Genomic DNA, 26,110 nt, shown 5'->3' with positions numbered 1-26,110 from the left:
ACCTCCCGGACGCACCCGGCCGGGAGTCGCGGCTAGTGGACGTCGCGCTGCTCATCGCCGCGGCCGCCGCGGCGGGATGGGTCGACGCGGTCGTCGGCGGTGGGGGACTGGTACTGATCCCGGCCCTGCTCATCGTGCAGCCCGGACTGGTGCCGGCCACCGCCCTGGGCACCAACAAACTCGCCGCGGTGTTCGGCACCGCCTCGGCAGCCCTCGCCTACGCCCGGCGGCTGCCGGTCCAGGTCGGCCGACTCGTCCCGGTGTTCATCGCGGCAGTCGGGTGTTCCGGCCTGGGCGCCTACACCGCGAGCAGACTGCCCGCCGAGGTGTTCACGCCGGTGGTGCTGTGTCTGCTGGTCGCGGTGGGGTTGTTCGTCGCGCTCAATCCAGGGTTCGGCTCCGGACTCGCGGTGAATCGTCCCCGTTGGTCGGTGGTGCTCGGGTTCGTGCTGTGCGGAGTGGTCATCGCCTTCTACGACGGGGTGATGGGGCCGGGCACCGGCACCTTCCTGATCATTGCTCTCACCGCGCTGGTCGGCACCGGGTTCCTGGAGAGTTCGGCGATGGCCAAGGTGATCAACACCGGCACCAATCTGGGCGCGCTGGCGGTGTTTGCGTGGCAGGGCAACGTGCTGTGGCTACTGGGGTTGGGGCTGGCCGTCGCCAACATCGCCGGTGCCCAGCTGGGCGCCCGGATGGCGATCGGTCGGGGCAGCGCCTTCGTGCGATGGGTGTTGCTGGCGGTGGTCGTGGTGATGGTCGCGAAACTCGGATACGACCTCGTCGTCGGTTGACGGCCCGCCCGCGAGCGCGCTGCCCGCTCAGTGCGACAGGGGCCGGAAGTTGTTGCGATAGGCGCTCGGCGACAACGCCATCCGCCGTCGGAAGTGTGTGCGCAGGGCCTCTGGGCCGAGGCCCACCCGCGCCGCGATCTGTTCGACGGGATCGTCGGTGCGCTCGAGAAGTGCCGCCGCCGCGCGCACACGCTGTCCGGTCAGCCAGGCGCCCGGTCCCATCCCGTGGGCGTCGGTGAACCGGCGGTTGAAGGTGCGCAACGACATCGACGCGTGGTCGGCGAGGTCGCGCGTGGTCAACGGCCGATCGAGGTGGCGGATCGCCCAGGATGTGGTCGCCGCCAATCCGGTGCGGCCCGGCGTGTCCGCGTGGGTGTCGTCGTGTCGTCGGCGGCCGGCCGCGATCTCGTCGACGGCCTCGTCGTGCAGGCTGGCCCCCGGCGGCATGAACTGTGCCTGCCCGCCGGGGCGATGGAACGCCACCACGGTCCGTCGCGCGTAGTCCCGCGCGACGTCGGCGCCATGATCGCGCTCCACCAGATGCAGGCACAGATCGATGCCGGCGGCGAGGCCGGCGCTGGTGAGGATGTCGCCGTCGTCCACGTACAGCACCGCCGGGTCCACCATGACCCGCGGATACCGGGTGGCCAACGCATCCGCATCCAGCCAGTGGGTGGTGGCGCGCCGTCCGTCGAGCAGGCCGGTCTCGGCCAGGGTGAAAGCGCCGACACAGATCGAGAGCAGTCGGGTCTGCCGACGATGCGCCGCCCGCAGCGCCTCGAGGACCGGCGGCGACGGCGTGCGCCGCGCGGCGTCGTGATAGCCGGGGATCACCACGGTGTCCGCCTCGGCGAGCGCCTCGAGTCCGTGTTCGACATGCACCGACACCCCGGCGCAGGTCGGTACCAATCCGGGTGTCTCGGCGCAGGTGATGAGCGTGTAGCGCGGCGCGCCGATGTGCCCGAAGATCTGGACCGGGGCGGCCATGTCCATCATGACCAGACCATCGGTGACCAGGACCACCACCCGGTGGGCGTCGGTTGGCATGAATCAAAGGTATACCGGCATTCATGCCGCTGGTGCTGCGCGACCGGGCGGTCCACGCTGGATGGGTGACCGAGCACACCTCTTCTGACCCGACGGCCGTCCCCCCACCGCCGGTGCTACCGCCCCGCGCCACGCTCGTGCGGGTACAACACCGGACCATCGCCTTGCTGTGCGGCGCGCAGGTTCTCGGCGGCCTGGCGATGGGTGCGTCGCTGGCGCTCGGCGCGATCCTGGCCGAACGGCTCTCCGGCTCGGAATCGGTGGCCGGCCTCGCCACCACGGTGCTCACCCTTGGCGCGGCGGCCGCGGGTCTGCCGCTCGCGGCGCTGGCCCAGCGCGCCGGCCGTCGACCGGCGCTGGCAACCGGATTCGTCATCGCGGCGGTCGGGGCCGCAGTGGTTGCGATCGCGGTCGACGTCGGCTGGTTCCCGTTGCTGTTGCTCGGCATGGCCGGAGTGGGCAGCGGTACCGCGGTCAGCCTGCAATCCCGTTTTGCCGCAACCGATCTTGCCGAACCGCGCACGCGCGGACGCGATCTCTCGCTGGTCGTGTGGATGACGATGGTCGGCGCCGTCGCGGGCCCGGCGTTACTTCCCATGGGGGCCGAGATCGCCGGCGTACTGGGTGTCGACGAACTCGCCGGACCGTTCGTGATCGGTGCGGCCGGTGCCGCCGCGGCCGCGCTGGTGCTGTGGTCCGGTCTGCGGCCCGACCCGCTGTTGCTCTCGACGGCTGCCACGTCGTCGGACTCGACGGCCGTCGCGAAGCCGACGTTAGCGCAGGGGTGGCAGACGATCCGGCAGATTGCCGAGGCCCGCAATGCGGTGGTCTCGGTGGTTTCGGCCCATGCGGTGATGGTGGCGGTGATGGCGCTGACCCCCGTGCACATGACCCACGGCGGTGCGAGTATCACCCTCGTCGGGCTGTCCATCAGCGCGCACGTCGCCGGCATGTACGCACTGGCCCCGGTGATGGGCGTTCTCACCGATCGGGTCGGCCGGGTACCGACGGTGGTGATCGGCCAGGCGCTGTTGCTGGCAGCGTGCGTCACCGGCTTCGCGGCGCAACACAGCCAGCGTGGTCTCGTCGTCGCGCTGGTCCTGCTCGGGCTCGGCTGGTCGGCCACCACCGTGGCCGGCTCCACGCTGCTCACCGAGAGCATTCCGGTGCCGCAACGTCCGCGGGTGCAGGGGATCTCGGACACCGCGATGAGTCTTGCGGGGGCGGTGGCCGGCGCGTTGGCGGGTGTCGTCGTGGGGCTGTTCGGGTATCCGGTGCTGGTGCTCGGCGCCGGTGCGATCAGCGTGATCGCCGCGATCTATGTGCTGACCGATCGCCCCCGTTGACCCCACGCACCGCTACCGTTGTCCGCACAGACGCCGAGCGGGGTGGAGATGATCGGGACGACGGGTGTGGTGGTGCTCGCCATCGGCGGCGGGCAGGCCATGGGCGAGGTGGAGTTGCGCATGGCCGGTGGCACCGAACGGTTCCTCGCCCTGGCCGCCGAGGCGATCGGGGTGGACGAGACGGTGCTCGTCGTCGGGGAGCGGCCGGGCCGGGTGGTGATGGTGGAGCGCTGGCTGTCGATGCCGTCCTGACCGTGTCATTCGAACGGACGATGCCGGGAACGGCCCCGTAGGATCACGGCGTCTAAGTGGTGACCGCGTGCCCACCGCGACGAGACGCCGTGTCCCGGCGGCGATTCACGATGCACCCAGGAGGCTCCATGCTCGGCTACTACGTCCCCGAACCCGACGAGGCGATGCTCATCTCGGGCAAGAAGTCCGATGTCGGCGGTGGTCCGTTCGACGTCGTCGTCGGTCACGGCCGATGGGTGTTGCCGTTCTTCCGCAAGGTGCGGTTCCTGTCGATGGCCATGCACGAGGCGCAGATCCGCGAGGTGTGCGTGACCACCCAGGGCATCCAACTCGACGTGCGTGCGGTGATCGCGCACAAGGTCGGCGGCGACGTCGCCTCCATTGTCAACGCCGGTCAGCGATTCATCTCCGAGCAGGAGAACGAGATGAATCAGCTCACGGGGCAGATCTTCTCCGGCCATCTGCGCTCTATCGTCGGCTCGATGACCGTCGAGCAGATCATCCGCGAACGCGACACCCTCGCGCGCCAGGTGCTCGAGGCGTCCAAGCGGGAGATGGGCTCGATCGGGCTGGTCGTCGACTCGTTCCAGATCCAATCCATCGACGACATGGACTCCGGCTACATCAACGCACTGGCCGCACCCAACATCGCGAAGGTGCAGCGCGAAGCCGCCGTGGAACGCGCTCGCGCCGACCAGGAATCGGCGAAGGCGCAGCAGGAGTCGTTGCGAAACCAGGCCGACTACGAGCGGGAGACCTCGATCAAGCGCGCGCAGATCAAGGCCGAGACCGACAAGGCCGACGCCGAGGCCGCCCAGGCCGGTCCGCTCGCACAGGCGCGGGTCAACCAGGAGATCATCCGGGAGCAGTCGGTCCTGGCCCAGGCCGAGGCGGAACTGCGTGAACAGCAGCTGATCTCCGAGGTCGTGAAACCGGCCGAGGCCGAGGCGCGGCGCACCCACATCATCGCCGAAGCCGATGCGCGTGCCGTGGAGATCCAGTCCGCGGCGGCCGCCAAGCACAATCGGATCGCGCTCGATCAGCAGATCATCGAACAACTCCCGGCCCTCGTGGGTGAGATCGCGAAGGGACTCGGATCGTCGAACCTCACGGTGTTCAACGGCGCCGACGGGGTCAACGAGGTGATGACCGGGGTGGTGACACAGGGGGCGGCGCTGCTGAAGAGTCTGCAGAGCGAGTTCGCGCCCAAGGTCATCGTCGACGACGAGGTCGCCGACGACATCGACCGCTCGGCGTGAGCGCTGCTCGGGGTTACCGCCCTCGCGGCTGACCTCGACCGCGGCGGCACCCCGGTGGTGGGTAGTGTCGGAAGACATGACTGACAGCGGAAACGGCGACACGGCACAGCATCCCGCCTATGGCGTCGTACGCGAGGTGACGCCGTTCGCGTCGGTGCTGCTCTGCAACAACCCGGGCACGATGGAGCTCGACGGAACCAACACCTGGATCCTGCGTGCTCCCGGCCACCCGGAGTGCGTCATCGTCGATCCGGGCCCACCCAACAAGAAGGGGCACGTCAAACGCATCGCGGAGCAGCAGGGGATTGCGCTGGTGCTCATCACCCACCGTCACTTCGACCACACCGGCGCCATCCGGCGACTGCGCAAACGGGTCGACGTCCCGGTGCGCGCGCGGTCGGCCAAGTTCACACACGGTGCCGCGCCGCTTGCCGACCGGGAGGTCATCGACGTGGCGGGTCTGCGGATCACCGTGCTGCACACTCCGGGCCACACCGGGGACTCGCTCAGTTTTCTCGTCGAGTGCGACGGGGATCGTGCCCTGCTGTCGGGTGACACCATTCTCGGCAGCGGCACCACCGTCATCGACCCCACCGACGGCACCCTGCGCGACTACATGAACTCGCTCAACCGCATCATCGTCGAGGGTGAGGACGCGGTGCTGTTGCCTGCGCACGGACCCGACCACCCACAGGTGGGGCCGATTGCGCGGTTCTACAAGGCACACCGGGAGGAACGGATCGATCAGATCGTGGCCGCGCTCGACGAGCTGGGTGTGTCGGCCGACAAGGCGAAGCCGATGAAGGTGGTCCGCAAGGTCTACGCCGACGTCGACAAGTCGCTCTGGCCGGCCGCCAAGATGTCGGTCAAGGCCCAGTTGGAGTACCTGCGGGACCGCTGACACAGTTCGTCCCCGGGTATCGTTTCCTGCCCCGGCGGCCGCAGGGGCAGGAAACAATACCCGGGGGACGAACCGCCAGGTCAGTGGGCTACCGCGCGCGGCGTGCGAGGCGCTCGGAGTCGGCGATCAGGACGCTCTTGCCCTCCAGGCGCAGCCAACCGCGCTGAGCGAAGTCGGCGAGTGCCTTGTTGACGGTTTCGCGGGAGGCGCCGACGAGCTGCGCGATCTCTTCCTGCGTGAGGTCGTGCGTGACGCGTAGCGCGCCACCCTCCTGGGTGCCGAACCGCTGCGCGAGCTGCAGCAGCTGTTTGGCGACACGGCCGGGCACGTCGGTGAAGATGAGGTCGGCGAGGTTGTTGTTGGTGCGGCGCAGACGGCGGGCGAGCACGCGGAGCAGCTGCTCGGCGATCTCGGGACGGTCCTTGATCCAGGCGCGTAGGGCGTCGCGGTCCATCGATACCGCACGCACCTCGGTCACGGTGGTGGCCGACGACGTACGCGGCCCCGGATCGAAGATGGACAGTTCGCCGAACATGTCCGACGGTCCCATGATGGTCAGCAGGTTCTCCCGACCATCAGGCGAACGACGGCCGACCTTCACCTTGCCGGACAGGATGATGTACAGCCGATCACCGGGTTCTCCCTCGTGGAAGATCACATGCCCGCGAGGGAAATCGACCGGTTGAAGTTGCTTTGTCAGCGCTGCGACGGCGGAGGGCTCGACACCCTGGAATATGCCCGCCCGCGCCAGTACGTCCTCCACCTAAGGAACCTTTCTCGTCCTCACCACACTCGCATGGCAACCCCACGCCAGTGGTGATCTATGCCGTCGGTCGCCGTGTTGCCTCGTGCAACGCTACTCTCGCCCCAAGCATATGTGTTGAATGGGTCACTGGCCGGTACATAGCGGCGAGTCGGGGTGGGTGTCGGGCGCTATCGCCTCAGCTCGCCCGCTGCGGTGAGGCCGAGAATGCGCTGTCGCGGGCGGCGTCGGCCGCATCGGGCGCGCGGCGGGCACGGAACTCGTCCAATGCGGCGGGAAAACCCTCTTTGGCCAGCGTGTCGACCTGCGCGGCGTCTGCCGATTCCAAGAACTCTTCGACGTGGTCCTGGGTGACCGCGAGGCGGTCGATCCTGGCCTGAACCTTCTCCATCGCGAGTGCGAAGAGCATGAGCACAGCCGGGAAAAGCAGCGCGGCGAGTCCTTGCATGGGGACAGTAAACACAACTCGGGGAGCCTCTCGCCAACCAGAAGGACCGGCTTCACTGAGTTGTTACCAAGGCGAAGCGCGGTCAGGATCGGCATTTCACGGCCGTCGGAGGCAGCTCTTTGGGCTACTTCGCCGCGACGTGGCTAACCTGAATTGCGTGACCGCACGTAAGACCACCGACTCCGCAGAGGCGTCGGCGAGACAGACGCGCGTCCGCGGCGGTGCCGGACGCCGGTCGAAGACCGAGACCCATCTGGGGCTGGTTCGGCGGGCACGCCGGATGAACCGCACGCTCCAGATCGCCTTCCCCCACGTCTACTGCGAACTCGACTTCACCACTCCACTCGAACTGTCGGTCGCGACGATTCTGTCCGCGCAGTGCACCGACGTCCGGGTGAATCAGGTCACGCCGGCACTGTTCGAGCGGTATCCCACCGCCCGGTCGTATGCGGAGGCCGACCGAACCGAACTCGAGGAGATGATCAGGTCCACCGGCTTCTACCGGAACAAGGCCAACTCGATCATCGGACTCGGTCAGGCCCTGGTGGAACGGTTCGACGGCGAGGTGCCCGACACCCTCAAGGAATTGGTCACCCTGCCCGGTTTCGGCCGTAAGACCGCCAATGTCGTCCTCGGCAACGCCTTCGGCGTGCCCGGAATCACCGTCGACACCCACTTCGCGCGATTGGTGCAGCGGTGGGGTTGGACCGAGGAGACCGATCCGGTCAAGATCGAACGCGCCGTCGGTGAACTGATCGAGCGCAAGGAGTGGACCGACCTCTCGCACCGGGTGATCTTTCACGGTCGACGTGTGTGTCATGCGCGCAAACCGGCGTGCGGCGTCTGCATTCTGGCCAAGGATTGTCCGGCGGTCGGGACCGGGCCGATGGCCAAGGCCGATGCTGCGAAACTGGTGAAGGGCCCCGAAACCGAACATCTGCTGGATCTGGCGGGGCTGGCGACGCAGTGAACCAGACTCCGAGGAGCGCGGAGTCGGGACCCGACGAGGACGACGATTCCGCCGCCGCGCCGCCACCCCGCCGCACCAGCCGCTTTCCTTCCTCGGCGCGGTGGACCATCGTGTTCACCGTCGTCATCCTCGCCCTGGTCATCGCGATTTGGCCCCGCGGCGCCGACTCGGACTCCGGAGGCCCTGCGACATCGCCGACGGCGACCGGGCCGCGGGCAACCGACGCGCAGGCCGACGACGCCCAGATGGCGCAGGCCAGACAAGACGCCGCGTTGCCGCCGTGTCCGGAAACCGGACTGCCCCAGGCGGCCCGGTCCGCGCTGGCCGGAGTCTCGGTGCCGTGTCTGGCCGACGGCGCAGACTACGACGTCGGCACCGGCACCGCGGGTCGGCCGATGGTGGTGAACATGTGGGCCGTCTGGTGTCTGCCGTGTCGTCGGGAACTCCCGGTCGTCGACAGCTACGCCCAACGCGCCGGCGATGCGGTGACAGTGCTCGCGGTGCACGCACAGGAAGGTGCGCAGAATCCTTATCTGGCGCTGCGGTTTCTGATCGAGAACGGCGTGCACCTGCCGTCGGTCCTCGACACCGACGCCGCGATCGCCGCGGCACTCGGCGCACCCCGGGTGTTCCCGTCGACGATCCTGGTGCGCGCCGACGGCACCGTGGCCAAGGTGCTGCCCCAGGTGTTCGACACCCCGGACGAGATCGCCGACGTCGTGCAGCAATACCTGGGGGTGAGCACGTGAGCGCCGAACACGATCCCGGTCCCGCCGCAGGTCGGTTGGTTCCGACCGAACAGATTCCGCCCTGGATGCGTCGCCTCACCGACAACGTCGCCGCGGTTACCGACTCGGTGCTCAACCGCGGCGGCGATCGCACCAGGTGGGCGTCGATGCTCGGCCGCGACAAGCGGGCGGCCGCGGTGTTGGTGCTCATCGGCGGTGCGTGGGACGAGGCAGTCGACCATCCCGGCGGGCTCCCACCCGACGCCGAGATCCTGCTCACCGAGCGTGCACCCACCCTACGTCAACACAGCGGGCAGGTCGCATTTCCCGGCGGCGGGCTCGATCCCGGCGACGACTTCCCGGTGGGCACCGCGATGCGCGAGGCAGCCGAGGAGACCGGACTCGTCCCCGAGGGGGTCGACGTGCTCGCCAACCTGCCGTCGTTCCCCGTGCCGGTGTCCAGTTTCGACGTGACCCCGGTGCTGGCGCACTGGCGTGAGCCCGGCGAGGTGCGCGTGGTCGACACGGGAGAGACCGCGCGGGTGGCGCGCGTCAACCTGCGGTCGTTGCTCGCGCCGGAGAGCCGGTTCCAGGTGCAGCGCACCGTGATGGGCGCACGTGCCTACAAGGGCCCGGCATTCATGGTCGACGGCCTACTGGTGTGGGGATTCACCGGCGGGCTCATCGCCGCGATCAGCGAGGTCGCCGGCTGGGATGTGCCCTGGGACCACTCCGACGTCCGGCCGCTGGACCAGGCCATCGCGGCCGCCGGCAGCCCGCAGACCATCGGTCCGGGTGCGGTGTTGCCGGCCCACCTGCGTCACCAGGCAGAGGATCGCACCCGGTGACCGGCTCGGGGTGGGTCGATCTCATCGTCGTGGTGATCGCGCTGCTCGCCGCGGCCAGTGGTTTCCGACAGGGCGCGGTCGCCTCGGCGCTGGCATTCCTCGGGGTGGTGCTCGGCGCCGTCGCCGGCATCCTCCTCGCGCCGCATGTCATCTCGAATTTCGAGGATCGCACCACCCGACTGCTGGTCGGGGTGGTGTTGCTGGTGGGGCTGATCATCATCGGCGAGGTGTCCGGGATGATCCTGGGTCGGGCCGCGCGCAGCGGCATCCGGTCACGTGGCGTGCGCCGCGTGGACAGCGTGATCGGGTCGATGCTGCAAGTTGTCGCCGTGCTGATCGCGGCATGGCTGTTGGCGATTCCGCTGAGCAGTTCCGCCGAGACGCAGGTGTCCACCGCGGTGCGCGGGTCCAAGGTGCTCACCGGCGTGGACGTGTTGGCGCCGCAGTGGCTGCGTGACCTGCCCAAGGACTTCAGCGCGCTGCTCGACAACTCCGGTCTGCCGCAGGTCATCGGACCGTTCGGACGTACGCCGGTCGCCGAGGTGGGCCCGCCCGATCCGACGGTGTTGCAGCTACCGGCGGTGGCGCAGGTCCGGCCCAGCGTGGTCAAGATCGAAGGCACGGCGCCGAGCTGTCGGCAAGCGCTCGAAGGCAGCGGATTCGTGGTGTCCCCAGAGCGGGTCATGACGAATGCGCACGTCGTTGCCGGTACGCGGCGGCTGACGGTGTCGTCGCCGAACGGGCAACAGCTCCCGGCCCGGGTGGTCCTGTTCGACAGCGACAACGACATCGCGGTCCTCGACGTCCCCGGTCTGACGGCACCGGCGTTGAGGTTCGCCGACGGGGAAGCGCAGACCGGTGACGACGCGATCGTGCTCGGCTATCCCGAGGCGGGCCCGTTCGCGGTCAACGCGGTGCGGGTGCGCGACAAGATCAACCTGTCGGGGCCCGACATCTACCGGACCGGTCAGATCCTGCGGCAGGTGTACACCGTTCGTGGCGTGATCCGGCAGGGCAACTCGGGAGGCCCGATGATCAACTCGGCCGGTGAGGTCGTCGGCGTGGTGTTCGGCGCTGCCGAGGACACCAACGACCAGACCGGCTTCGTGTTGACCGCCGAGCAGGTGCGGCAGAACCTGACCGATTCGGAGGCGCGTTCGGCGCGGGTCAGCACGCAGACGTGCGTGCACGCCTGAGCCACCACCCGGGTTTCCCGGCGACGTCCGCGCCTGGTCCGCGGACCGGGCGGATCAGCCCGCCTCGGTGCGTAGCAGCCCCAGCAACTTCTCGGTCACCACATCGGGCTGTTCTTGGTGGGCGAAGTGTCCGCTGTGGGCGATCGGCCGATACTGCATGTGTGCCGCATACCGGTGACTCGCCGCCATCACATGATCGAGGATGTACGGGTCGTCGGCTCCCCGCAGCGCCAGCACCGGTAGATGCAGCCGCTGATTCATCAGCTCCATGAACCGCGATCCGTCGGGACGGAACTGGGACCGGAACGCCCAGCGCCGGTACTCCAGGCTGGAGTGCGCGACGTAGGGGATCTGCACCGCCGAGCGATTACGGTCCACGGTGACCGCGTAGTCGTCGGTGGCCTGCCAGCTCGGCGAGGCCCGCTCGGCGAAGTACTGCGCGAGGTAGCCGCCGTCGTGCGCCGCGAGCCGACGCTCACCCAGCTTGGGTAGCTGATTGTGCAGGAAGCCGGGCAGGAACGCACGGCGCTGATGTCGGTCGGCGATCACGGCGCGACGCAGTGCACGTGGATGTGGGGAGGCGATGACGGCCACCCGATTGACCACGCGTGGGTGCAACGTCGCGGTGGCCCAACACACCAGCCCGCCGTCGGCGTGGCCCACCAGGGTGGCATCGGGGTGGCCGAGCGCGCGGACCAGTCCGTTCGTATCACCGGCGAGGGTCCAGCCGTCGTAGCCGCGGGGCGGCTTGTCGGAGTCGCCGTAGCCGCGCAGGTCGACGGCCACCGCCCGGTATCCCGCTTCGGCCAGCGCCGTGATCTGATGACGCCAGCTCCACCAGAACTCGCCGAATCCGTGCAGGAGCAGCACCAGCGGACGGTTGGCGGTACTCGGGTCGGGCGCCTCGACGGCGTGGAAGCGCAGCCCGTTGGCGCGGACGTCGAAGTGATGCCAGTCGCCGGTGACGCGGACGCTCGACGGATCAGGCGGTCCGGCCACCACTCATCCCTTGGCGGGATCGTGCGCGCGCGGTATCGCCGGGTGCTCACCGTCGGTGGGTTTGGTCGCCGACGACGAGCTGGGATGACTGCCCGGCAACACGGTGGGCACTTCCTTCACGCTGGCGATCGTCTTCTTCGGGCCGCGGACCTTGCGGAACAACACATAGCCGACGAACGCCATCACGACGGTGATCAGCACCAGGATCGCGAACACGATCAGGAACGCCAGCCACCGCGGCATCCAGTTGTCCAGGAGTTCGGCGAGGAAGAAGAAAAAGAAGAAGCTGGAGTAGAGGGCCATCACGCCGGCCACCACCAGCAGCCCGGTTCCGGCCCCCGCCTTCTTGGCCTCCCCGACGAGTTCGGCCTTGGCGAGCGCGACCTCGGAGCGGAACAGCGTCGACACACTTGCCGAGGCGTCCTTGACCAGGTTGCCGATGCTGGGTTCGCCGTTGCGGCCGTGGGTGGGATCCGACAGCGGGATCGACGGGGCCGATCCGGCGTCCTGAGCGGTTTGGCCGGGCTCGTTGCGGCTCACAGAATCCTCCGTACCTCTGGTGTCGGACTCATGTTGCCATGCATGCGCTCGCGTGGCCGGTAGCGGGGGAGATATCTCGCGTCGAGTGGGCGCCATTTTCCGTCGAGTGGGCGCCGCTTCTCGCCGAGTGGGTGCGCGTCAGAAAGACGCGCGCCCACTCAACGGAAAACGACGCCCACTCGACCGCCGTGCGGCGGCTTGGGTGCCTTGGGTGCGGCGCCGTGCGGCGGCTTGGGTGCCTTGGGTCGCCGCCGGGACGCCTGACTATGCGCGCTTTTGCCGGATGGCTTCGAAGACCGAGGGGTCGACGAGTGTGGAGGTGTCGCCGAGTTCGCGGCCTTCGGCGACGTCTTTGAGGAGGCGTCGCATGATCTTGCCGGAGCGGGTCTTGGGCAGTTCGGGGACGACGTTGATCTCGCGGGGTTTGGCGATGGGGGAGATCTCGATCGACACCTGTTCGCGCAATTCCTTGACCAATGCCTCGCCGGTGTTCTCCACGCCTTCACGCAGGATGACGAAGGCGACGATGCCCTGGCCGGTGGTCTCGTCGGCGGCGCCGATGACGGCGGCCTCGGCGACCCCGGCGTGTCCGACGAGTGCGCTTTCGACTTCGGCGGTGGAGATGCGGTGCCCGGAGATGTTCATGACGTCGTCGACGCGGCCGAGGACCCAGAGTGCGCCGTCGTCGTCGTAGCGGGCGCCGTCGCCGGCGAAGTACCACCCCTGCTCGGCGAAGCGCGACCAGTAGGTCTCGCGGAAGCGGTCCTCGTCACCCCAGATGCCGCGCAGCATCGACGGCCACGGCTGATCGAGTACCAGGTAGCCCTGCTCGCCGTGGCTGACCGGGTTGCCCTGGTCGTCGACGATGTTGGCGCTGATGCCGGGTAGTGGTTTCATCGCCGAGCCGGGTTTGACCTCGGTCACGCCGGGCAGCGGTGAGATCATGATGGCGCCGGTCTCGGTCTGCCACCAGGTGTCCACGATGGGTGCGGTGTCACCGCCGATGACTTCGCGATACCACTTCCAGGCCTCGGGGTTGATCGGCTCGCCGACGGACCCGAGCAGCCGCACCGAGGACAGGTCGTGGGCGTCGGGGATCTCGCGGCCCCACTTCATGAAGGTGCGGATCAGCGTGGGCGCGATGTAGTAGATGGTGACGCCGTACTTCTCGATGATCTCGAAGTGGCGATGTTCGTTGGGGGAGTTGGGAGTTCCCTCGTAGACGACCTCGGTCGCGCCGTTGGACAGTGGCCCGTAGACGAGATAGGAGTGTCCGGTCACCCAGCCGATGTCCGCGCCGCACCAGAACACGTCGCGGCCTTCTTTGTGGTCGAACACGTTGTGGAAGGTGTAGGACGCCTGGGTGAGGTAGCCGCCCGACGAGTGCACGATGCCCTTGGGTTTGCCGGTGGTGCCGGAGGTGTAGAGCAAAAACAGCGGGTGTTCGGCGTCAAACGCTTCGGGGGAGTGGGTGGCCGACTGTTCGTCGACGGTGTCCTCCCACCAGACGTCGCGACCGTCGACCCAGGGCAGGTTCTCGTCGTGGTTGGTGCGGCGCACCACGAGCACCTTCTCGACGGACTTCGCGGCGTCGTCGCCGGAACCGAGTGCCTCGTCGACGGCGGCCTTGAGTGGGGCGGGCTTGCCGCGGCGGTACTGGCCGTCGGTGGTGATCACCAGTTTGGCCTCGGCGTCGTCGACGCGACTGCGTAGTGCGCCGGCGGAGAATCCGGCGAAGACCACCGAATGTGTCAGGCCGAGGCGGGCGCAGGCCAGCATCGAGATCAACGCCTCGGGCACCATCGGCATGTAGATCGCGACGCGGTCACCGGCGACCAACCCGATCGCGGAGAAGTAGTTGGCGGCCTTGGACACCTCGTCCTGCAGCTGGGCGTAGGTGAGGTCGCGGGAGTCGCCCGGTTCGCCGACCCAGTGGATGGCGACGCGCTCACCCTTGCCCGCGGCGACGTGACGGTCCACACAGTTGACCGCGACGTTGAGTGTGCCGCCGACGAACCACTTCGCGAACGGCGCCCCCGACCAGTCCAGCACCTGATCGAAATCGGTGTCCCAGTCCAGGCGGCGGGCCTGCTCGGCCCAGAACTCCAGACGATCCGCGTCGGCGCGGTCATACATCTCGGCAGTGGCATTGGCCTGGGCGGCGAACTCCTTCGACGGCGGGTAGCCCTGCGCAGACGAAGTGGTGGCGGGAGACATCGGTCAGGTGTGCCTTTCACTCTCGACGACATTGGCGTGACGTGCGGTCATGCCGGTTTCTGATTGTGAGGGTAGTCACGTTGGAATCTCGTTGCAGGTGCCGATCGGCCGGACCAGCGCACATCCGCGACGAATGGTCCGGTGGACGCGACGAGCGGCACCCTCATTATGGTGGGAAGGCGTGAGTTCGGATCCGTTGGCAGCTGACCCACTGGCACCGCTGTTGGAGTTACCCGGTGTCGTCGAGTCGGCCGATCGCGCACGTGACGCGCTCAGTGCCGTCCATCGACACCCGGCGAATCTGCGTGGTTGGGACAAGACCGCCACCGAGGCCTCGTGGCGCGCGGGTCGATCGTCTGCGGCCATCGACGGTGGCAGTGTGGAGCTGCGACGCGACGGTGACTTCGACGACCCGGTGCTGGCGGGGGCGATGCGAGTGGCCCAGGCCCTCGACGGTGACGCTCTCGAGCAACTCACCGCCGTCTTCCGTCGGGCGCCCGCCCAGGCCTTCGCCCGCCTGCACATGCTCGCCGCCGCCGGCCTCGTCGACGAACCGGACGAGCTCGGCCGACCCAGCGCGGCACCGGGCGTCGCGGCCCGGCTGGATCTGCTCGGCCAACTGGTGACCGGGGCCACCGCGGTCCCCGCGCCGGTTCTGGCCGCAGTCGTACACGGAGAGTTGTTGGGGCTGGCCGCTTTTCCGTCGGCCAACGGTGTGGTGGCGCGGGCCGCATCGCGTCTGGTGTGCACCTCGACGGGGTTGGACCCGCACAACCTCGGTGTCCCGGAGGTGACCTGGCTGCGGCGTGCCGATGAGTATCGGGCGTTGTCGACCCGCTTTGCCGAGGGCGACCCGGAGGGCGTGGGCGCCTGGATCGTGCTGTGCTGCGAGGCGCTCGAAGCAGGCGCGGGTGAGGCCCGATCCATCGCCGACGCCGCTCGCGCCGGCTGAGGTTTCGCTCTCGCCGGAGCGTTGTTCCCTGCATTTGCGTTCGTCCGCCCGGAATGCAGCGCGGTGGAACGGATTTCGGGTGGGAGGAACTGGACCCGGGTAGTGACACAACGTTCCCCCACAACGCACTGCGGGCGGCCGGCCGACCGGAGAACCGGTCGGGCTGCCGCCCGCGTAGCACGGACCCAAGTTACCAAGCGTGCTTGGTGGGTTGTGGTACCGCCTCGGCGAGGGAAGGAGTGCCGATCGGTGCGCCCCGGTGTGAACCACGTGTGAATGACGGTGCCGTGCAATTGGATCGAGCTTACTCGGATCGATTCTTTCCGTCTGATGAACCTCTCGGTTCGCCTCGATCGGATCGATTCGTCCGGCTCGACAGGGATCCTTCGTGTCCCGGTCTACGGCCCGTTGGTGGTCACCGGCTTGCCCGTGTCGACCTACGATGTCGCAGGCGCACAACGCTTTTGCCTTATGCGGCGCGCTCCGCGTGGGTGCTTGCCGCCCGTGCTGGGAAGTGCTCGGCGTGGGGGTCCGTTCCTTCTCTTCCGGAGCGAACTTTGCCTTCCGAGATTCCGTAAAACCTTTTGTACACCGTGACCGCCATCACATCAAGGGTCTTTCGGACCAATATCCGATGGTGTCGTGGTGGCCTTCTCACACCACGTCGGTCGGCCGACCCGGGTGTCGTCGCGACGCGAATCCCGCCAAGCGTGCCGTCGCGACCGCGGCACCTACGGCCAGCGCGACCGCCGCCAGCGGCGATCCGACGACCGTCCGGAGCCGCGCCGGCAACTGTCGCGAACGGCGGGACGCCGGTCGGGAGAACGTCAGGATCGGCCAGCCGGCGTCCCGGGCGTGCCGTCGCAGGTGTCGGTCGGGATTCACCACGAAGGGGTGACCGACCGCCGTGAGCATCGGGACATCGGTGATCGAGTCGGAGTACGCGTAGCAGGTGGAGAGGTCGTAGTCGTGCTGCTCGGCGAGTGCGATCATCGCCGTGGTCTTCGCCGCGCCGTAGAGGTAGACCTCGATCTCCCCGGTGTAATGGCCCTCCACGACCTCCATCTCGCTGGCGGCGACATGGTCGACACCGAGCATCGCGCCGATCGGCTCCACCATCTCGCGCCCCGACGCCGACACCAGCACCACATCGTCGCCGCGTGCGCGGTGGGTGGCGATCAACTCGGCCGCCTCGTCGAACACCAGCGGGTGGACCACCTCGTGCAGGGTCTCGGCGACGACGGCGCGCACCTGCGCGACATCCCACCCGCGGCACATGTCGGTGACGTGACGACGCAGCCGATCGATCTGCGTGTGGTCGGCCGCGGTCATCAGGAACAGCAACTGGGCCCAGCCGGATCGGATCACCGAGCGGCGGTCGATCAGTCCCGCGGCGAAAAAGGGGCGCGTGAAGGCGAGCACGCTGGATGTGGCGATCACCGTCTTGTCCAGATCGAAGAACGCTGCGCTACGACGTGTGGGGAGGACGGCATGGGCCGATCGGGCCTGGGGAGTGCTTGCCGACGAGGTGTCCGTCACCGGTTCAGGCTACGGCCCGATCGAGACCCCGGCCAGTGTCGATGCAACGTCGTTGCAGCGTGAAAGCGCAGGCAGCGATATTGAAATGTGACCTCGCCGGCCGGTTGTTTCTAGTTGCACAGGCCGAAATCCGATGTGTATAGTCGGCCTTAACCGGTTGATACCGGTGCCTTTCAGCCCGACCCCCCGGGGCTGAAACGCGATGACCCCGGCCTCCTCCCCCCCTGGCCGGGGTCGTCCTCTATCTAGGGCCCGTTACCCGGCGATCTGCCAAAACCGGGACACTTGACCAAGCAGTTGCTAGGTTCTCCCGCAGGTGCTGACGCGGGGGTGGTAGTCGAGGTGTCCACGAAACGAATGAACCGGTACGCGGTGCTGGTCGCGGTATTGGTGGCGACATGTGCGGTGGCGATGGTCGGGGTCGGCGCAGCCTCGGCCGCCCCCGAGCGGCCGCTGCCCGAGACCTACAGCTTCTTCGCCGGTATCCCTCCTGAGCTGGCTCATCCAGGCGGATCGTTGCCCGGATCGAATGACTTCGACTGTCGGCCCACACCACAGCACCCGCGGCCGGTGGTGCTGGTGCACGGCACCGGTGGTTCGCAGCAGACCAACTGGGGTGCCTACGTCGCGTTGCTGGCCAACCGCGGGTACTGCGTGTATGCCCTCACCTACGGGGCGATTCCCGGATCGCCCTGGCCGGTGTCGGCGATCGGCGGCATGACCCGGATGGAGCCGAGCGCAGCGCAATTGTCCCGGTTCGTCGACCGAGTCCTCGCTGCGACCGGCGCCCAGACCGTCGATCTCGTCGGCCATTCGCAAGGCACGTACATGCCGGCTTACTACCTCAAACGACTCGGCGGGGCGTCGAAGGTCACCAGGTACGTCTCGTTGGCGCCGCTGTGGCGTGGCTCGTTCGACGGTATTCCGTTCACCGAGATCACCCGGCAGCTGCTGCAGGGTGCGGATCTGCCGATCTGCGCGGCCTGCGGTCAGATGGCGGCGGGATCGCCGATGAACCGGGCGATCTGGAGTGGCGGCAGCCCGTATGTCGCGGGTGTGGACTACACGAACATCTCCACCCGCTACGACGAGTTCGTGGTGCCCTACACCAGCGGCCAGGTACCGGGCCGCTCCGGCGAGAGCGTCCGCAACATCGTCGTGCAGGACGGCTGCGAACAGGACCACAGCGATCACCTGGCGATCGCGGGGTCGCGCCGCACCGCCTACATGGTGCTCAATGCGCTCGACCCCGCGCATCCGGTTCGGGTGCCGTGTGAGTACGTGCCGCCGTTCACCGGTTGACCAATCCACAGGCCGGCAACGTATCCACAGATCTTCTCGCTTCCCGGGTGATCGGATCTGGGTCGCGTAGTCGTCGGTGACGATGTCGGGGTGACCGATGAACTCCTCACCCTGGTGGGCGCCGACCTGCACGACGAGGTCGCCCGGTGCGCAGCCGCCGCCGGCTACCGCATCCTGCCCGGGTCGACGTCGGAGTGTCGTCGAGAATGGTTGCGAGCCAGCGCGATCGCGGTGGACGGTCGTTCCGTCGAGGAGCTCAGCGGCCTGGCGCTGCCGCGGCGCGACGGGATCGTGATGGTCACCTCCGGCGAGCCGCCGGCGCAGACCTGGCGTGCGGCGATGAACCTCGGTGCCGAATACGCGGTGTCCCTGCCGGCCGAGGAATCCACCTTGGTGGGGCTGCTCACCGATTTCCGGGCTCCGCCCGCCGCGCCCGCGGCCGCCATCGCCGTGATCGGTGGACACGGTGGGGCAGGTGCCACCACCCTTGCCGCGGCCGTCGCGCTGGCGGCGACAGAGCTGGCACCGCGGGTACTGCTGCTCGATGTCGACGATCTCGGCGCGGGTATCGACCTCGCGTTGGGCATCGAGAGTTGTGCCGGGCTGCGGTGGCAGGATCTGACCGTCACGGCAGGAGCTATGCGTGCCAGCGCATTACACGAAGCGCTACCCCACGTCGACGACCGGCTCTCGGTGCTCGCGCCCCGACCGGACAGCGCGGTGCCGGTCGCCGTCGAGCCGGTGCTGGCCGCGCTCGATGCCGGCCGAGCGGACGGGGACACGGTCATCGTCGACCTCCCGCGGGCGGGTGGGCCGGTGACCGATGCGGTGCTCGACACCGTCGACCTGGTCGTGGTGGTCACCACCGCCTCCGTGCCCGGCGCGGCATCGACGCGCCACGTCGCGACCCGGGTGCAGCGTCACGGGGTGTGGGCCGAACTGGCCGTGCGGGGACCGGCGCCGTCGGGTCTGCGGGCTACACAGGTCGCCGCCACCGTCGGGTTGCCCTTGGTCGCCGCGTATCGCGCGGACCCGGGGTTGCCGGGGCGGATGGATGCCGGCAGATTGCGGATCACGCCTCGCAGCCCCCTCGGACGCGCCGCCCGCGCGGTCCATCGTGCCGCCGACCGCGTGGCGCGGGTGGCCGCATGACCGCACACGACGAGCTGCTCGACCGGGTGCGCGACCGGTTGGCCGCCGACGCGGCCGACCCGACGCCCGACGTCATCGCCGACGCGATCCGCGCCGAGTCGCGGGGCATGCTCGGCGACACCGATCTCCTTGCCGCTCTGCGATTTCTGCAGACCGAGCTGATCGGGGCCGGGCGTCTGGAGCAACTCCTGGTCGATCCTGATGTCGCCGACATCCTGGTCGCCGGCCCGGATAACGTCTGGATCGACCGCGGCCACGGCTTGCAGCGCACTGAGATCCGCTTCGATAGTGAGGACGCGGTGCGTCGTCTCGCCGGCCGGTTGGCGCTCAACGCCGGAAAACGACTCGACGATGCCCAACCATGGGTGGACGGGCAGCTCGTCGGCGTCGGCCGACGCGGACACACCGTGCGTCTGCACGCGGTGATCCCGCCGGTCGCGCACGACGGCACCTGCATCTCATTGCGCGTACTGCGCACCGCCACCCGCGACTTCGACGAACTCGTTTCGCTCGGCGCGATCCCCGACGACACGGTTCGACTCCTGCGTGACATCCTCGCCGCACGCCTGGCCTTCCTGATCGTCGGCGGCACCGGATCGGGTAAGACCACCCTGCTGGGGTCGCTGATCGGCGAGATGGCGCACACCGAGCGCATTCTCTGTGTGGAGGACGCGCTGGAACTGGACCCGCCGCATCCGCACATCGTGCGGCTGGTCGCCCGGACCGCGAACGTCGAAGGCGTCGGCGAGGTACCGGTGCGGGCCCTGGTTCGGCAGGCACTGCGGATGCGGCCGGACCGGATCGTGGTCGGTGAGGTGCGCGGCGCCGAGGTCATCGACCTGCTGACCGCGTTGAACACCGGACACGACGGATGCGCGGGCACGCTGCACGCGAACTCCACCGCCGAGGTGCCGGCGCGGATGGAGGCGCTCGCCGCGCTCGGCGGGATGGCCCGCGCCGCGTTGCACAGTCAGCTCGCGGCCGCGGTCCAGGTGGTCCTCGGCGTCGCACGCACACCGGGCGGTAGCCGCGGACTCGTCGAGATCGGGATGGTGGCGCCAGGCGACGACGGTCTGGTCCGCATTCGTCCGGTGTGGACCCGTGCCGGTGGATTCGGCGAGTCCGCCGGACGGCTTGACGAGCTCATCGGCAGCCGATCGCGGTGACCGCGCTGTACTTGGCGGTCGCGCTGGGGGTCGTGTGGTGGCCGGTCACCGGCACCGAGTCCCGGTTGCACCGTCTCCGGGACGCTGCGCGCAGGCGTTCGCCGATGCCGACGCCCGCAGTGCTGGTGTGCGCACTGCCGCTGGTGCTGACCGTTCTCGCCGGTGTCCCGGCCGGAGTGTCGTCGGCCGTGGTCGCAGCCGGTCTCATCTGGCAGTGGCAGCGCACCAGGCGGGTTCGGCGTCGCGACGGTGAGATCGCCGCTCTGCTGCTGGCGTTGTCGGTGATGATCGCCGAACTGTCGGTGGGCGCGCCGCCGGCCCGTGCGTGCACGGCCGCGGCGGGCGAACTGCGTTCGGCAGAGGGAGTTTCGGGGGCGGTGGCCGACGGGTTGGCCGCGATGTCCGGGCGGGCGGAGCTGGGCGGCGACGTCCTCGACACCGCGGCCGCCGGTCACCCGGATCGGGGTGATGCCGCGTCGTGGCGCCGAGTCGCGGTGGCGTGGCACTTGGCTGATCGACACGGTCTACCGATGATCGAGCTGTTGGAATCGGTGCGGTCGGACGTGCTCGAGCGTCGGCAGTTCGCGGCCCGCACCCACGCCGGCCTGGCCGGCCCGCGAGCGACCGCTGCGGTACTCGCAGGCTTGCCGGTGATCGGTGTGCTCCTCGGACAGCTGATGGGGGCGAACCCGCTGGCGGTGCTGTTGGGAGGAGGCCCCGGCGGCGCCCTGCTGATCGTCGGCACGGCCCTCTCGATGGCCGGATGGGTGTGGGCACAGCGCATCACCGAACGGGCGGCCCGACGTTGAGCGTCGCCGCCGCGCTGATCTCCACCCTGTTCGTGGCTGCCGCGGTCTGGTGCTGGCCTGGTCCGGACTGGGCGTTGCGGCGGGTCGCCGGGCAGCAACCCGCCGCGCGGCCGGTCCGGGCGAGTGATGCTCGCGATGACCCGTTCGGGGTCGCCGCGTCCCTGGACCTCTTCGCGGTGTGCCTGCGTGCCGGTCTTCCGGTCGGAGCAGCTGCGGCGGTTGTCGCCGATTCGGCGCCCCCGGGCCTGGCGCGACCGCTGTCGGTGACCGCCGAACTGCTGGCTCTCGGGGCCGATGCCGACCATGCCTGGCGCCGCAGTCGACCTGTGCCGGGGACCGATACCACCAAGGGCGCGCCAGGTCCGGGGGAAACCACCTCGGAACATTTCGACGCTTTGGCCACCCTGGCGCGGCGCTCGGCGCGAGCCGGGTCGTCGCTGGCCGGCGGATTGACCGAACTCGCCGACGGTGTGCGCCGCGACGCCCACGACCAGGCCACTGCGGCCACCGAGCGAGCCGGTGTCGCGATCAGTGCCCCCTTGGGGCTGTGTTTTCTGCCGGCGTTCGTGTGCCTGGGCATTGTGCCCGTGGTCCTCGGTCTCGCCGGCTCCGTCCTGGGTGGGTGATGAGGCGGTGGCGCAGCTGTTCTCGTCACCGGGCCGGGTGGTCCCCGGGATTTGTCCCATTCCGATGGATCCAAATCGGGCTCTGGTGCGTCCAAAGAACGAGAGGACGCACCCGGCGTCCCAGGAGGGGGCAACCTGATGACCGACAACATGTTTCGCCGACCTGCCGAGCGTCTTTCCGCGGAGGTGCTGCGGCTGATCACCGACGACGAGGGCATGAGTACCGCCGAGTACGCGATCGGGACTATTGCTGCGGCGGCATTCGGAGCGATTCTCTACACGGTGGTCACCGGCGACAACATCGTCAGCGGCCTGACCGGCATCATCGGCAAAGCGCTCAACACGTCGGTCGGCTGAGGTCACTGTGTACACGGTGCGACGGATCATCATCGCGATCCGGTCGGTGATCGCCGATGATCGCGGCATGGTCACGGTCGAGGGTGCATATGCGATCGCTGCGATCGTCTCCGCCGTGGTGATCGGTGTCGGCGTGGTGGCGGCGGCGGGTGCGCAGATCCGGTGCACCGACGCGGCGCGGGAGGCGGCCAGGTTGGCCGCGATCGGCGATACCTCGGCGCTCTCGACGGCGGTCTCCATCGCCGGCGAGGACGCGCGGGTCTCCCTGCGCGACAGTGGCACACAGGTCATCGCCGAGGTACGCGACAACGTGCCGCTGCTACCCCTGATGGAGCTGTCTGCACGGGCGGTCGCAGCGAAGGAGCCGCACGGAGCGGAGGACGGCGTCACGCAGCCCGGCGTGACGCAGTTCGGGGCCATGCCCGAGGGCCGTGGGCACCATGATGCGCTGGTGGGCTGACGACCGCGGTTTCGCAACGCTGCTGGGTGCTTTCGCGGTCGCGGCGCTGGCCGCGGTGGCCGTCGCGATGCTCTACGTCGGTGGGGCAGTGGTGGCGCGTCATCGCGCGCAGTCGGCCGCGGATCTGGCGGCGCTCGCCGCTGCACAGCAGCACGTGCTGGCCGCACCGGATCCGTGCTCGGCCGCCACCGAGATCGCCGAGGCACAGCGCGTCGGCGGACGGGTCACGCGGTGCGAGGTCGACGGTGTCGATGTGGTGCTCACCGTTGCGGTGCCGGTGCGTCTGGGGCCGTTCGGGGTTCGGCAGGCCGTGGCGTCGGCGCGCGCCGGGCCCTGATCGTGCACCCGCCGGTGCACGATCAGTGCTCTTCGGGGATCACGATCCGCTGCGGATGCACCCGACGCGACTGCAGTGGCGCGAACCAGATGTGGCCGAAGTCGACGTTGTCGTCACCGAGGTGTGCCAGTTCGAAGGCGGGAACGGCTGGGGCGTCGGGCATGAAGCGGGTCGTGGCCCGCACGAACGAGGTCCAGTGAATGAGTTCACCCTCGGCGAGGAAGCCGCCGCCGACCGCGCGGCGGCCACCGGAGCCGTCGGCGAGTGCGAGAAAGACATCGCCGAGTCCCGGGTCCACCTGGGGCCCGATCATCGCGCTCTGCAGATACCAATGTGCGCTGCGGACCACCGTCGCGTGGTACCCACCGCGCTGGGCCGCACACCACGCGTAATGCAGATCGAGAGCGTCCATCGCGGTCTCGTCGTCGAAGAACACGTCGCGTTCGCCGATGGTGGCGGGCAGTTCGTCGACATTCTGGGTCGGACGTGCCAACAAGAACCACGCCGGGCGCACGGAGGTGATCGTGCGGGCCGCATGTTCGCGTCCGCCTGCGCGATCGTCAGTCATCCTTCGAGTATCGCCGACACAACAGCGTCAGCACCTTGATCGCGCCATCTTTGTCGAGCGGATCGTTACCGTTGCCGCACTTGGGGGACTGCACACACGACGGACAGCCGCTCTCGCATCGGCAGCTCGCAACCGCGTCACGGGTGGCGGCGATCCAGGTGTCGAAGGTGGCGAAGCCGCGATCGGCGAAACCGGCACCACCCATGTATCCGTCGTAGACGAACACGGTCGGCAGGCCGGTGTCGGGGTGCTGGTTGGTCGACAGGCCGCCGATGTCCCACCGATCGCAGGAGGCGACCAGCGGCAACAAGCCGATGGCGGCATGTTCGGCCGCATGCAGCGCGCCCGGGAAATCGCCGATGGTCACCCCGGCGTCCTCCAGCGACTCCGGGGTCAGCGTGTACATCACGGCGCGAGTGCTCAGCGTCTGGGCGGGCATGTCGAGTTCCACCGCATCGAGCACCTCACCGGACAGCAGCGTGCGCAGATACCCCACCACCTGATGGGTCACGTCCACCTCCACGAGGGAGACGGCGAGATCCCCGCAGTCACGACGGTCCACCACGTTGGTGATGGAGATGTCGGTGAGTTCGCGAGCCGACGTGGTCCAGTCCGGCTCCTCGGGATGTGCCAGCGCCAGACCGTCGTCCAGATCGAGTTCGTCGACCACAAATGACTCACCCTGATGGATGTGCAGGGCGCCGGGATGCACCGTCAACATCGCGCGACCGGAGTCGACGGTGCCCAACAGTTGTGAGGTGGTGGTGTCGACGATCAGCACCTGACCACCGATGCCGCCGCGGATGTCGATGTCGGCATGCGGCTCGATGCCCGCGGCGAGATACCACCCGGCCTTGCGTCTCTTGAGTTTTCCCTCGGCAGTCAGTTCGGCCACCGCGTCGGTGGCGTCCCAGGCGGTGATCTCTTCCTCGCGCAGTGGGAGTTCGGCAGCAGCGCACAGCAGGTGGGGTTTGAGAATGTACGGATTGGCGGGATCGGTGACGGTTGCCTCGACCGGTCGCCCGAGCAAGGCGTCGGGATGGTGCACGAGGTAGGTGTCGAGGGGGTCGTCGCGGGCCACCAGCACCACCAGTGAGTCTCCGGAAGTGCGTTGGCGCCCAGCGCGTCCGGCTTGCTGCCAGAAGGACGCAACGGTGCCCGGATAACCACCCACGATCACCGCATCCAAACCGCTGATGTCAACGCCCAACTCCAGCGCGTTCGTGGTGGCCACCCCCACCAGCTCACCATCGGAGATGGCCCGTTCGAGTCGCCGCCGATCGTCGGCGAGATACCCGGCGCGGTAGGCGGCCACCCGGTCGACGAGCTCAGGAGCGGTCTGTGCCAGCAGATGCCGGGCCTGTCGTGCGGTCAGCTCGACGCCGCGTCGGCTGCGTTGAAAACACAGCGTCCGCGCTCCCTCGACAACGAAATCCGCGAGCAGTCGGGCCGATTCGGAACCGGCCGAACGTCGGATGGGTGCGCCGTTCTCACCCGTCACCGCGGGCAGAAAATCCGGCTCCCACAGCGCAACTGTCCGCTCGCCGCGCGGTGAGGCGTCCTCGGTCACCGCGGCGGCGGGTTCGCCGATGAGCCGTGTCAACGCCTCGGCCGGGCCGGCCATGGTCGCGCTGGTCGCGATGACCACCGGATCGCCACCGGCCGAGCGCGCGATCCGCAGGAGTCGACGCAGGACCAACGCGGTGTGCGAGCCGAACACCCCGCGGTAATGGTGAGCCTCGTCGACGACGATGTAGCGCAGGTGCCGAAAGAAGTGTCGCCATCGCGCGTGACCGGACAAGATGCCGATGTGCAGCATGTCCGGGTTGGTGAAGATCCAGCGGGAGTGTGCACGCGCCCACTGGCGTAGCTCGACGTCGGTGTCACCGTCGTAGGCGCATGGTTGCAGATGTGTGAACTGGCGTCGAACACCTGCCGCCGCTCCGCGACGACTGTCGCCGGCCGCGCTGAGCAGTGATGTGACCGAACGGATCTGGTCGGCACCGAGAGCCTTGGTCGGTGAAAGATACAACGCTGTCGCATTCGGATCCTTCAACAGCGTGGTCACAATGGGTAGTTGATACGCCAACGATTTCCCGGAGGCCGTACCGGTGCACAAGGCCACGTGTTTTCCCTGAAATGCGTGCTCGGCAGTCGTCACCTGATGCACCCACGGTTTATCGATTCCGTCGGCCCCGAATGCGGCCACGAGATCGGCTGGAACCCACTCCGGCCAGTCGGCGAAAGTGGCTGCGCGCGAGCCGATCACCGACATGTGCGTGACCGGAGAGGTGGACGGGTCGGTGCCGGCGATACTGCGTCTGAGCAGCTCGGACCCGAATGTGGGAGTGTGCATTGCCTGGAGAGTTCGATTGTGCAGTGTCGCGGTTCGACACGGATCTCCCATGTTACCGACGGATGTCGGGACCGCGAAAATCGGCAGGTTTGGAATCTGGTTGATCGGGGTGACTATCGCGCGCGCCGTGAACGTGATTGACTTATGGGCGGTCGCAGCTTTCGTGAGCCGCCGGGAC

At 68.6% G+C, this 26,110-nt stretch carries 27 protein-coding genes; 18 read left to right on the top strand and 9 right to left on the bottom strand.

The genetic code is table 11. The features are described 5' to 3' along the window. The first annotated feature begins 35 nt into the window (after nucleotides 1–35). Nucleotides 36–794, top strand: a complete 759-nt coding sequence (locus OSB52_RS16710; protein WP_235721759.1) for a sulfite exporter TauE/SafE family protein — start codon at nucleotides 36–38, stop codon at nucleotides 792–794. A gap of 27 nt (nucleotides 795–821) precedes the next feature. On the opposite strand, the gene OSB52_RS16705 is transcribed toward OSB52_RS16710, so the two are convergent. Next, the gene (locus OSB52_RS16705) at nucleotides 822–1,841 is read right to left on the bottom strand and encodes a GlxA family transcriptional regulator (RefSeq protein WP_235721760.1); all 1,020 of its coding nucleotides are present in this window, start codon (nucleotides 1,839–1,841) and stop codon (nucleotides 822–824) included. 113 nt (nucleotides 1,842–1,954) lie between these two features. Between OSB52_RS16705 and OSB52_RS16700 the strand changes: the two genes are divergently transcribed. The 4 genes from OSB52_RS16700 (at nucleotide 1,955) to OSB52_RS16685 (ending at nucleotide 5,599) form a co-directional block, all read left to right on the top strand. Further along, nucleotides 1,955–3,187 carry an MFS transporter gene (locus tag OSB52_RS16700; protein ID WP_372512446.1) on the top strand — a complete coding sequence of 411 codons (1,233 nt, stop codon included), beginning with the start codon at nucleotides 1,955–1,957 and terminating at the stop codon, nucleotides 3,185–3,187. Between the two features lie 48 nt (nucleotides 3,188–3,235). Then, on the top strand, nucleotides 3,236–3,439 hold the full coding sequence (locus tag OSB52_RS16695) for an NfeD C-terminal domain-containing protein (RefSeq protein WP_266062777.1): 204 nt from the start codon (nucleotides 3,236–3,238) through the stop codon (nucleotides 3,437–3,439). A gap of 128 nt (nucleotides 3,440–3,567) precedes the next feature. Next, entirely contained in the window at nucleotides 3,568–4,698 is a 1,131-nt protein-coding gene (locus OSB52_RS16690) for a flotillin family protein (protein WP_235721763.1), read from the top strand. 76 nt (nucleotides 4,699–4,774) lie between these two features. Beyond that, on the top strand, nucleotides 4,775–5,599 hold the full coding sequence (locus OSB52_RS16685) for an MBL fold metallo-hydrolase (protein ID WP_266062775.1): 825 nt from the start codon (nucleotides 4,775–4,777) through the stop codon (nucleotides 5,597–5,599). An 88-nt stretch (nucleotides 5,600–5,687) separates the two neighbouring features. On the opposite strand, the gene OSB52_RS16680 is transcribed toward OSB52_RS16685, so the two are convergent. Together OSB52_RS16680 and OSB52_RS16675 are read right to left on the bottom strand one after the other, a co-directional pair. Beyond that, a complete protein-coding gene (locus tag OSB52_RS16680) occupies nucleotides 5,688–6,362 on the bottom strand; it encodes a Crp/Fnr family transcriptional regulator (protein ID WP_006330855.1) in 675 nt (224 codons plus the stop codon). A gap of 178 nt (nucleotides 6,363–6,540) precedes the next feature. After that, nucleotides 6,541–6,810: a hypothetical protein gene (locus OSB52_RS16675; RefSeq protein WP_235721765.1), complete on the bottom strand. Its 270-nt coding sequence runs from the start codon at nucleotides 6,808–6,810 to the stop codon at nucleotides 6,541–6,543. A gap of 157 nt (nucleotides 6,811–6,967) precedes the next feature. Between OSB52_RS16675 and nth the strand changes: the two genes are divergently transcribed. The 4 genes from nth to OSB52_RS16655 all read left to right on the top strand — a co-directional run bounded on the left by nth (nucleotide 6,968) and on the right by OSB52_RS16655 (nucleotide 10,552). Next, a complete protein-coding gene (gene nth, locus OSB52_RS16670; RefSeq protein WP_266062774.1) occupies nucleotides 6,968–7,780 on the top strand; it encodes an endonuclease III in 813 nt (270 codons plus the stop codon). After that, the gene (locus OSB52_RS16665) at nucleotides 7,777–8,529 is read left to right on the top strand and encodes a redoxin family protein (protein WP_235721766.1); all 753 of its coding nucleotides are present in this window, start codon (nucleotides 7,777–7,779) and stop codon (nucleotides 8,527–8,529) included. The genes nth and OSB52_RS16665 overlap by 4 nt, the downstream gene beginning before the upstream one ends. Before the next feature lie 65 nt (nucleotides 8,530–8,594). Next, on the top strand, nucleotides 8,595–9,356 hold the full coding sequence (locus OSB52_RS16660; protein ID WP_235721998.1) for an NUDIX hydrolase: 762 nt from the start codon (nucleotides 8,595–8,597) through the stop codon (nucleotides 9,354–9,356). Further along, complete coding sequence (locus tag OSB52_RS16655) at nucleotides 9,353–10,552, top strand: MarP family serine protease (RefSeq protein ID WP_266062773.1); 1,200 nt, start codon at nucleotides 9,353–9,355, stop codon at nucleotides 10,550–10,552. Before OSB52_RS16660 ends, OSB52_RS16655 begins: the two co-directional genes overlap by 4 nt. A gap of 54 nt (nucleotides 10,553–10,606) precedes the next feature. Here OSB52_RS16655 and OSB52_RS16650 read toward each other — a convergent pair whose 3' ends face one another. The 3 genes from OSB52_RS16650 to acs all read right to left on the bottom strand — a co-directional run bounded on the left by OSB52_RS16650 (nucleotide 10,607) and on the right by acs (nucleotide 14,308). Then, the gene (locus OSB52_RS16650) at nucleotides 10,607–11,551 is read right to left on the bottom strand and encodes an alpha/beta fold hydrolase (protein ID WP_266062772.1); all 945 of its coding nucleotides are present in this window, start codon (nucleotides 11,549–11,551) and stop codon (nucleotides 10,607–10,609) included. A 3-nt stretch (nucleotides 11,552–11,554) separates the two neighbouring features. Next, the gene (locus OSB52_RS16645; protein ID WP_235721769.1) at nucleotides 11,555–12,091 is read right to left on the bottom strand and encodes a phage holin family protein; all 537 of its coding nucleotides are present in this window, start codon (nucleotides 12,089–12,091) and stop codon (nucleotides 11,555–11,557) included. A gap of 264 nt (nucleotides 12,092–12,355) precedes the next feature. After that, nucleotides 12,356–14,308: an acetate--CoA ligase gene (gene acs / locus OSB52_RS16640; RefSeq protein WP_266062771.1), complete on the bottom strand. Its 1,953-nt coding sequence runs from the start codon at nucleotides 14,306–14,308 to the stop codon at nucleotides 12,356–12,358. Between the two features lie 196 nt (nucleotides 14,309–14,504). On the opposite strand from acs, the gene OSB52_RS16635 reads away from it, so the two are divergent. After that, complete coding sequence (locus tag OSB52_RS16635; RefSeq protein WP_235721999.1) at nucleotides 14,505–15,260, top strand: Fic family protein; 756 nt, start codon at nucleotides 14,505–14,507, stop codon at nucleotides 15,258–15,260. A gap of 654 nt (nucleotides 15,261–15,914) precedes the next feature. Here OSB52_RS16635 and OSB52_RS16630 read toward each other — a convergent pair. Then, entirely contained in the window at nucleotides 15,915–16,799 is an 885-nt protein-coding gene (locus tag OSB52_RS16630) for an HAD family hydrolase (RefSeq protein ID WP_266062770.1), read from the bottom strand. Nucleotides 16,800–17,156: 357 nt separating this feature from the next. On the opposite strand from OSB52_RS16630, the gene OSB52_RS16625 reads away from it, so the two are divergent. From OSB52_RS16625 to OSB52_RS16590, 8 genes are all read left to right on the top strand, one after another. Next, on the top strand, nucleotides 17,157–18,101 hold the full coding sequence (locus tag OSB52_RS16625; RefSeq protein ID WP_372474950.1) for an esterase/lipase family protein: 945 nt from the start codon (nucleotides 17,157–17,159) through the stop codon (nucleotides 18,099–18,101). 90 nt (nucleotides 18,102–18,191) lie between these two features. Next, the gene (gene ssd, locus OSB52_RS16620; RefSeq protein ID WP_266062769.1) at nucleotides 18,192–19,253 is read left to right on the top strand and encodes a septum site-determining protein Ssd; all 1,062 of its coding nucleotides are present in this window, start codon (nucleotides 18,192–18,194) and stop codon (nucleotides 19,251–19,253) included. After that, nucleotides 19,250–20,419, top strand: a complete 1,170-nt coding sequence (locus tag OSB52_RS16615) for a TadA family conjugal transfer-associated ATPase (RefSeq protein ID WP_266062768.1) — start codon at nucleotides 19,250–19,252, stop codon at nucleotides 20,417–20,419. Before ssd ends, OSB52_RS16615 begins: the two co-directional genes overlap by 4 nt. Beyond that, entirely contained in the window at nucleotides 20,416–21,228 is an 813-nt protein-coding gene (locus OSB52_RS16610) for a type II secretion system F family protein (protein ID WP_266062767.1), read from the top strand. Before OSB52_RS16615 ends, OSB52_RS16610 begins: the two co-directional genes overlap by 4 nt. Next, nucleotides 21,183–21,854, top strand: coding sequence for a type II secretion system F family protein (locus tag OSB52_RS16605; protein WP_266062766.1), 672 nt, complete (start codon nucleotides 21,183–21,185; stop codon nucleotides 21,852–21,854). Before OSB52_RS16610 ends, OSB52_RS16605 begins: the two co-directional genes overlap by 46 nt. A gap of 138 nt (nucleotides 21,855–21,992) precedes the next feature. Further along, nucleotides 21,993–22,211, top strand: coding sequence for a DUF4244 domain-containing protein (locus OSB52_RS16600; RefSeq protein ID WP_266062765.1), 219 nt, complete (start codon nucleotides 21,993–21,995; stop codon nucleotides 22,209–22,211). Nucleotides 22,212–22,227: 16 nt separating this feature from the next. Further along, nucleotides 22,228–22,671, top strand: coding sequence for a TadE family type IV pilus minor pilin (locus OSB52_RS16595; RefSeq protein ID WP_308203676.1), 444 nt, complete (start codon nucleotides 22,228–22,230; stop codon nucleotides 22,669–22,671). Continuing rightward, nucleotides 22,652–23,008 carry an Rv3654c family TadE-like protein gene (locus OSB52_RS16590; RefSeq protein WP_266062764.1) on the top strand — a complete coding sequence of 119 codons (357 nt, stop codon included), beginning with the start codon at nucleotides 22,652–22,654 and terminating at the stop codon, nucleotides 23,006–23,008. Before OSB52_RS16595 ends, OSB52_RS16590 begins: the two co-directional genes overlap by 20 nt. Nucleotides 23,009–23,030: 22 nt before the next feature. Here the strand turns inward: OSB52_RS16590 and OSB52_RS16585 are convergent, their stop codons facing one another. After that, on the bottom strand, nucleotides 23,031–23,576 hold the full coding sequence (locus tag OSB52_RS16585) for a hypothetical protein (RefSeq protein WP_266062763.1): 546 nt from the start codon (nucleotides 23,574–23,576) through the stop codon (nucleotides 23,031–23,033). Then, nucleotides 23,569–25,932 carry a DEAD/DEAH box helicase gene (sftH, locus tag OSB52_RS16580; RefSeq protein ID WP_266062762.1) on the bottom strand — a complete coding sequence of 788 codons (2,364 nt, stop codon included), beginning with the start codon at nucleotides 25,930–25,932 and terminating at the stop codon, nucleotides 23,569–23,571. The genes OSB52_RS16585 and sftH overlap by 8 nt, the downstream gene beginning before the upstream one ends. Nucleotides 25,933–26,110 lie beyond the last annotated feature (178 nt).

Source organism: Gordonia aquimaris, assembly GCF_026262595.1.
Classification (GTDB): domain Bacteria; phylum Actinomycetota; class Actinomycetes; order Mycobacteriales; family Mycobacteriaceae; genus Gordonia; species Gordonia tangerina.
Note: the sequence above shows the minus strand (reverse complement) of the source record. Positions and strands in the feature narration are given on the sequence as shown.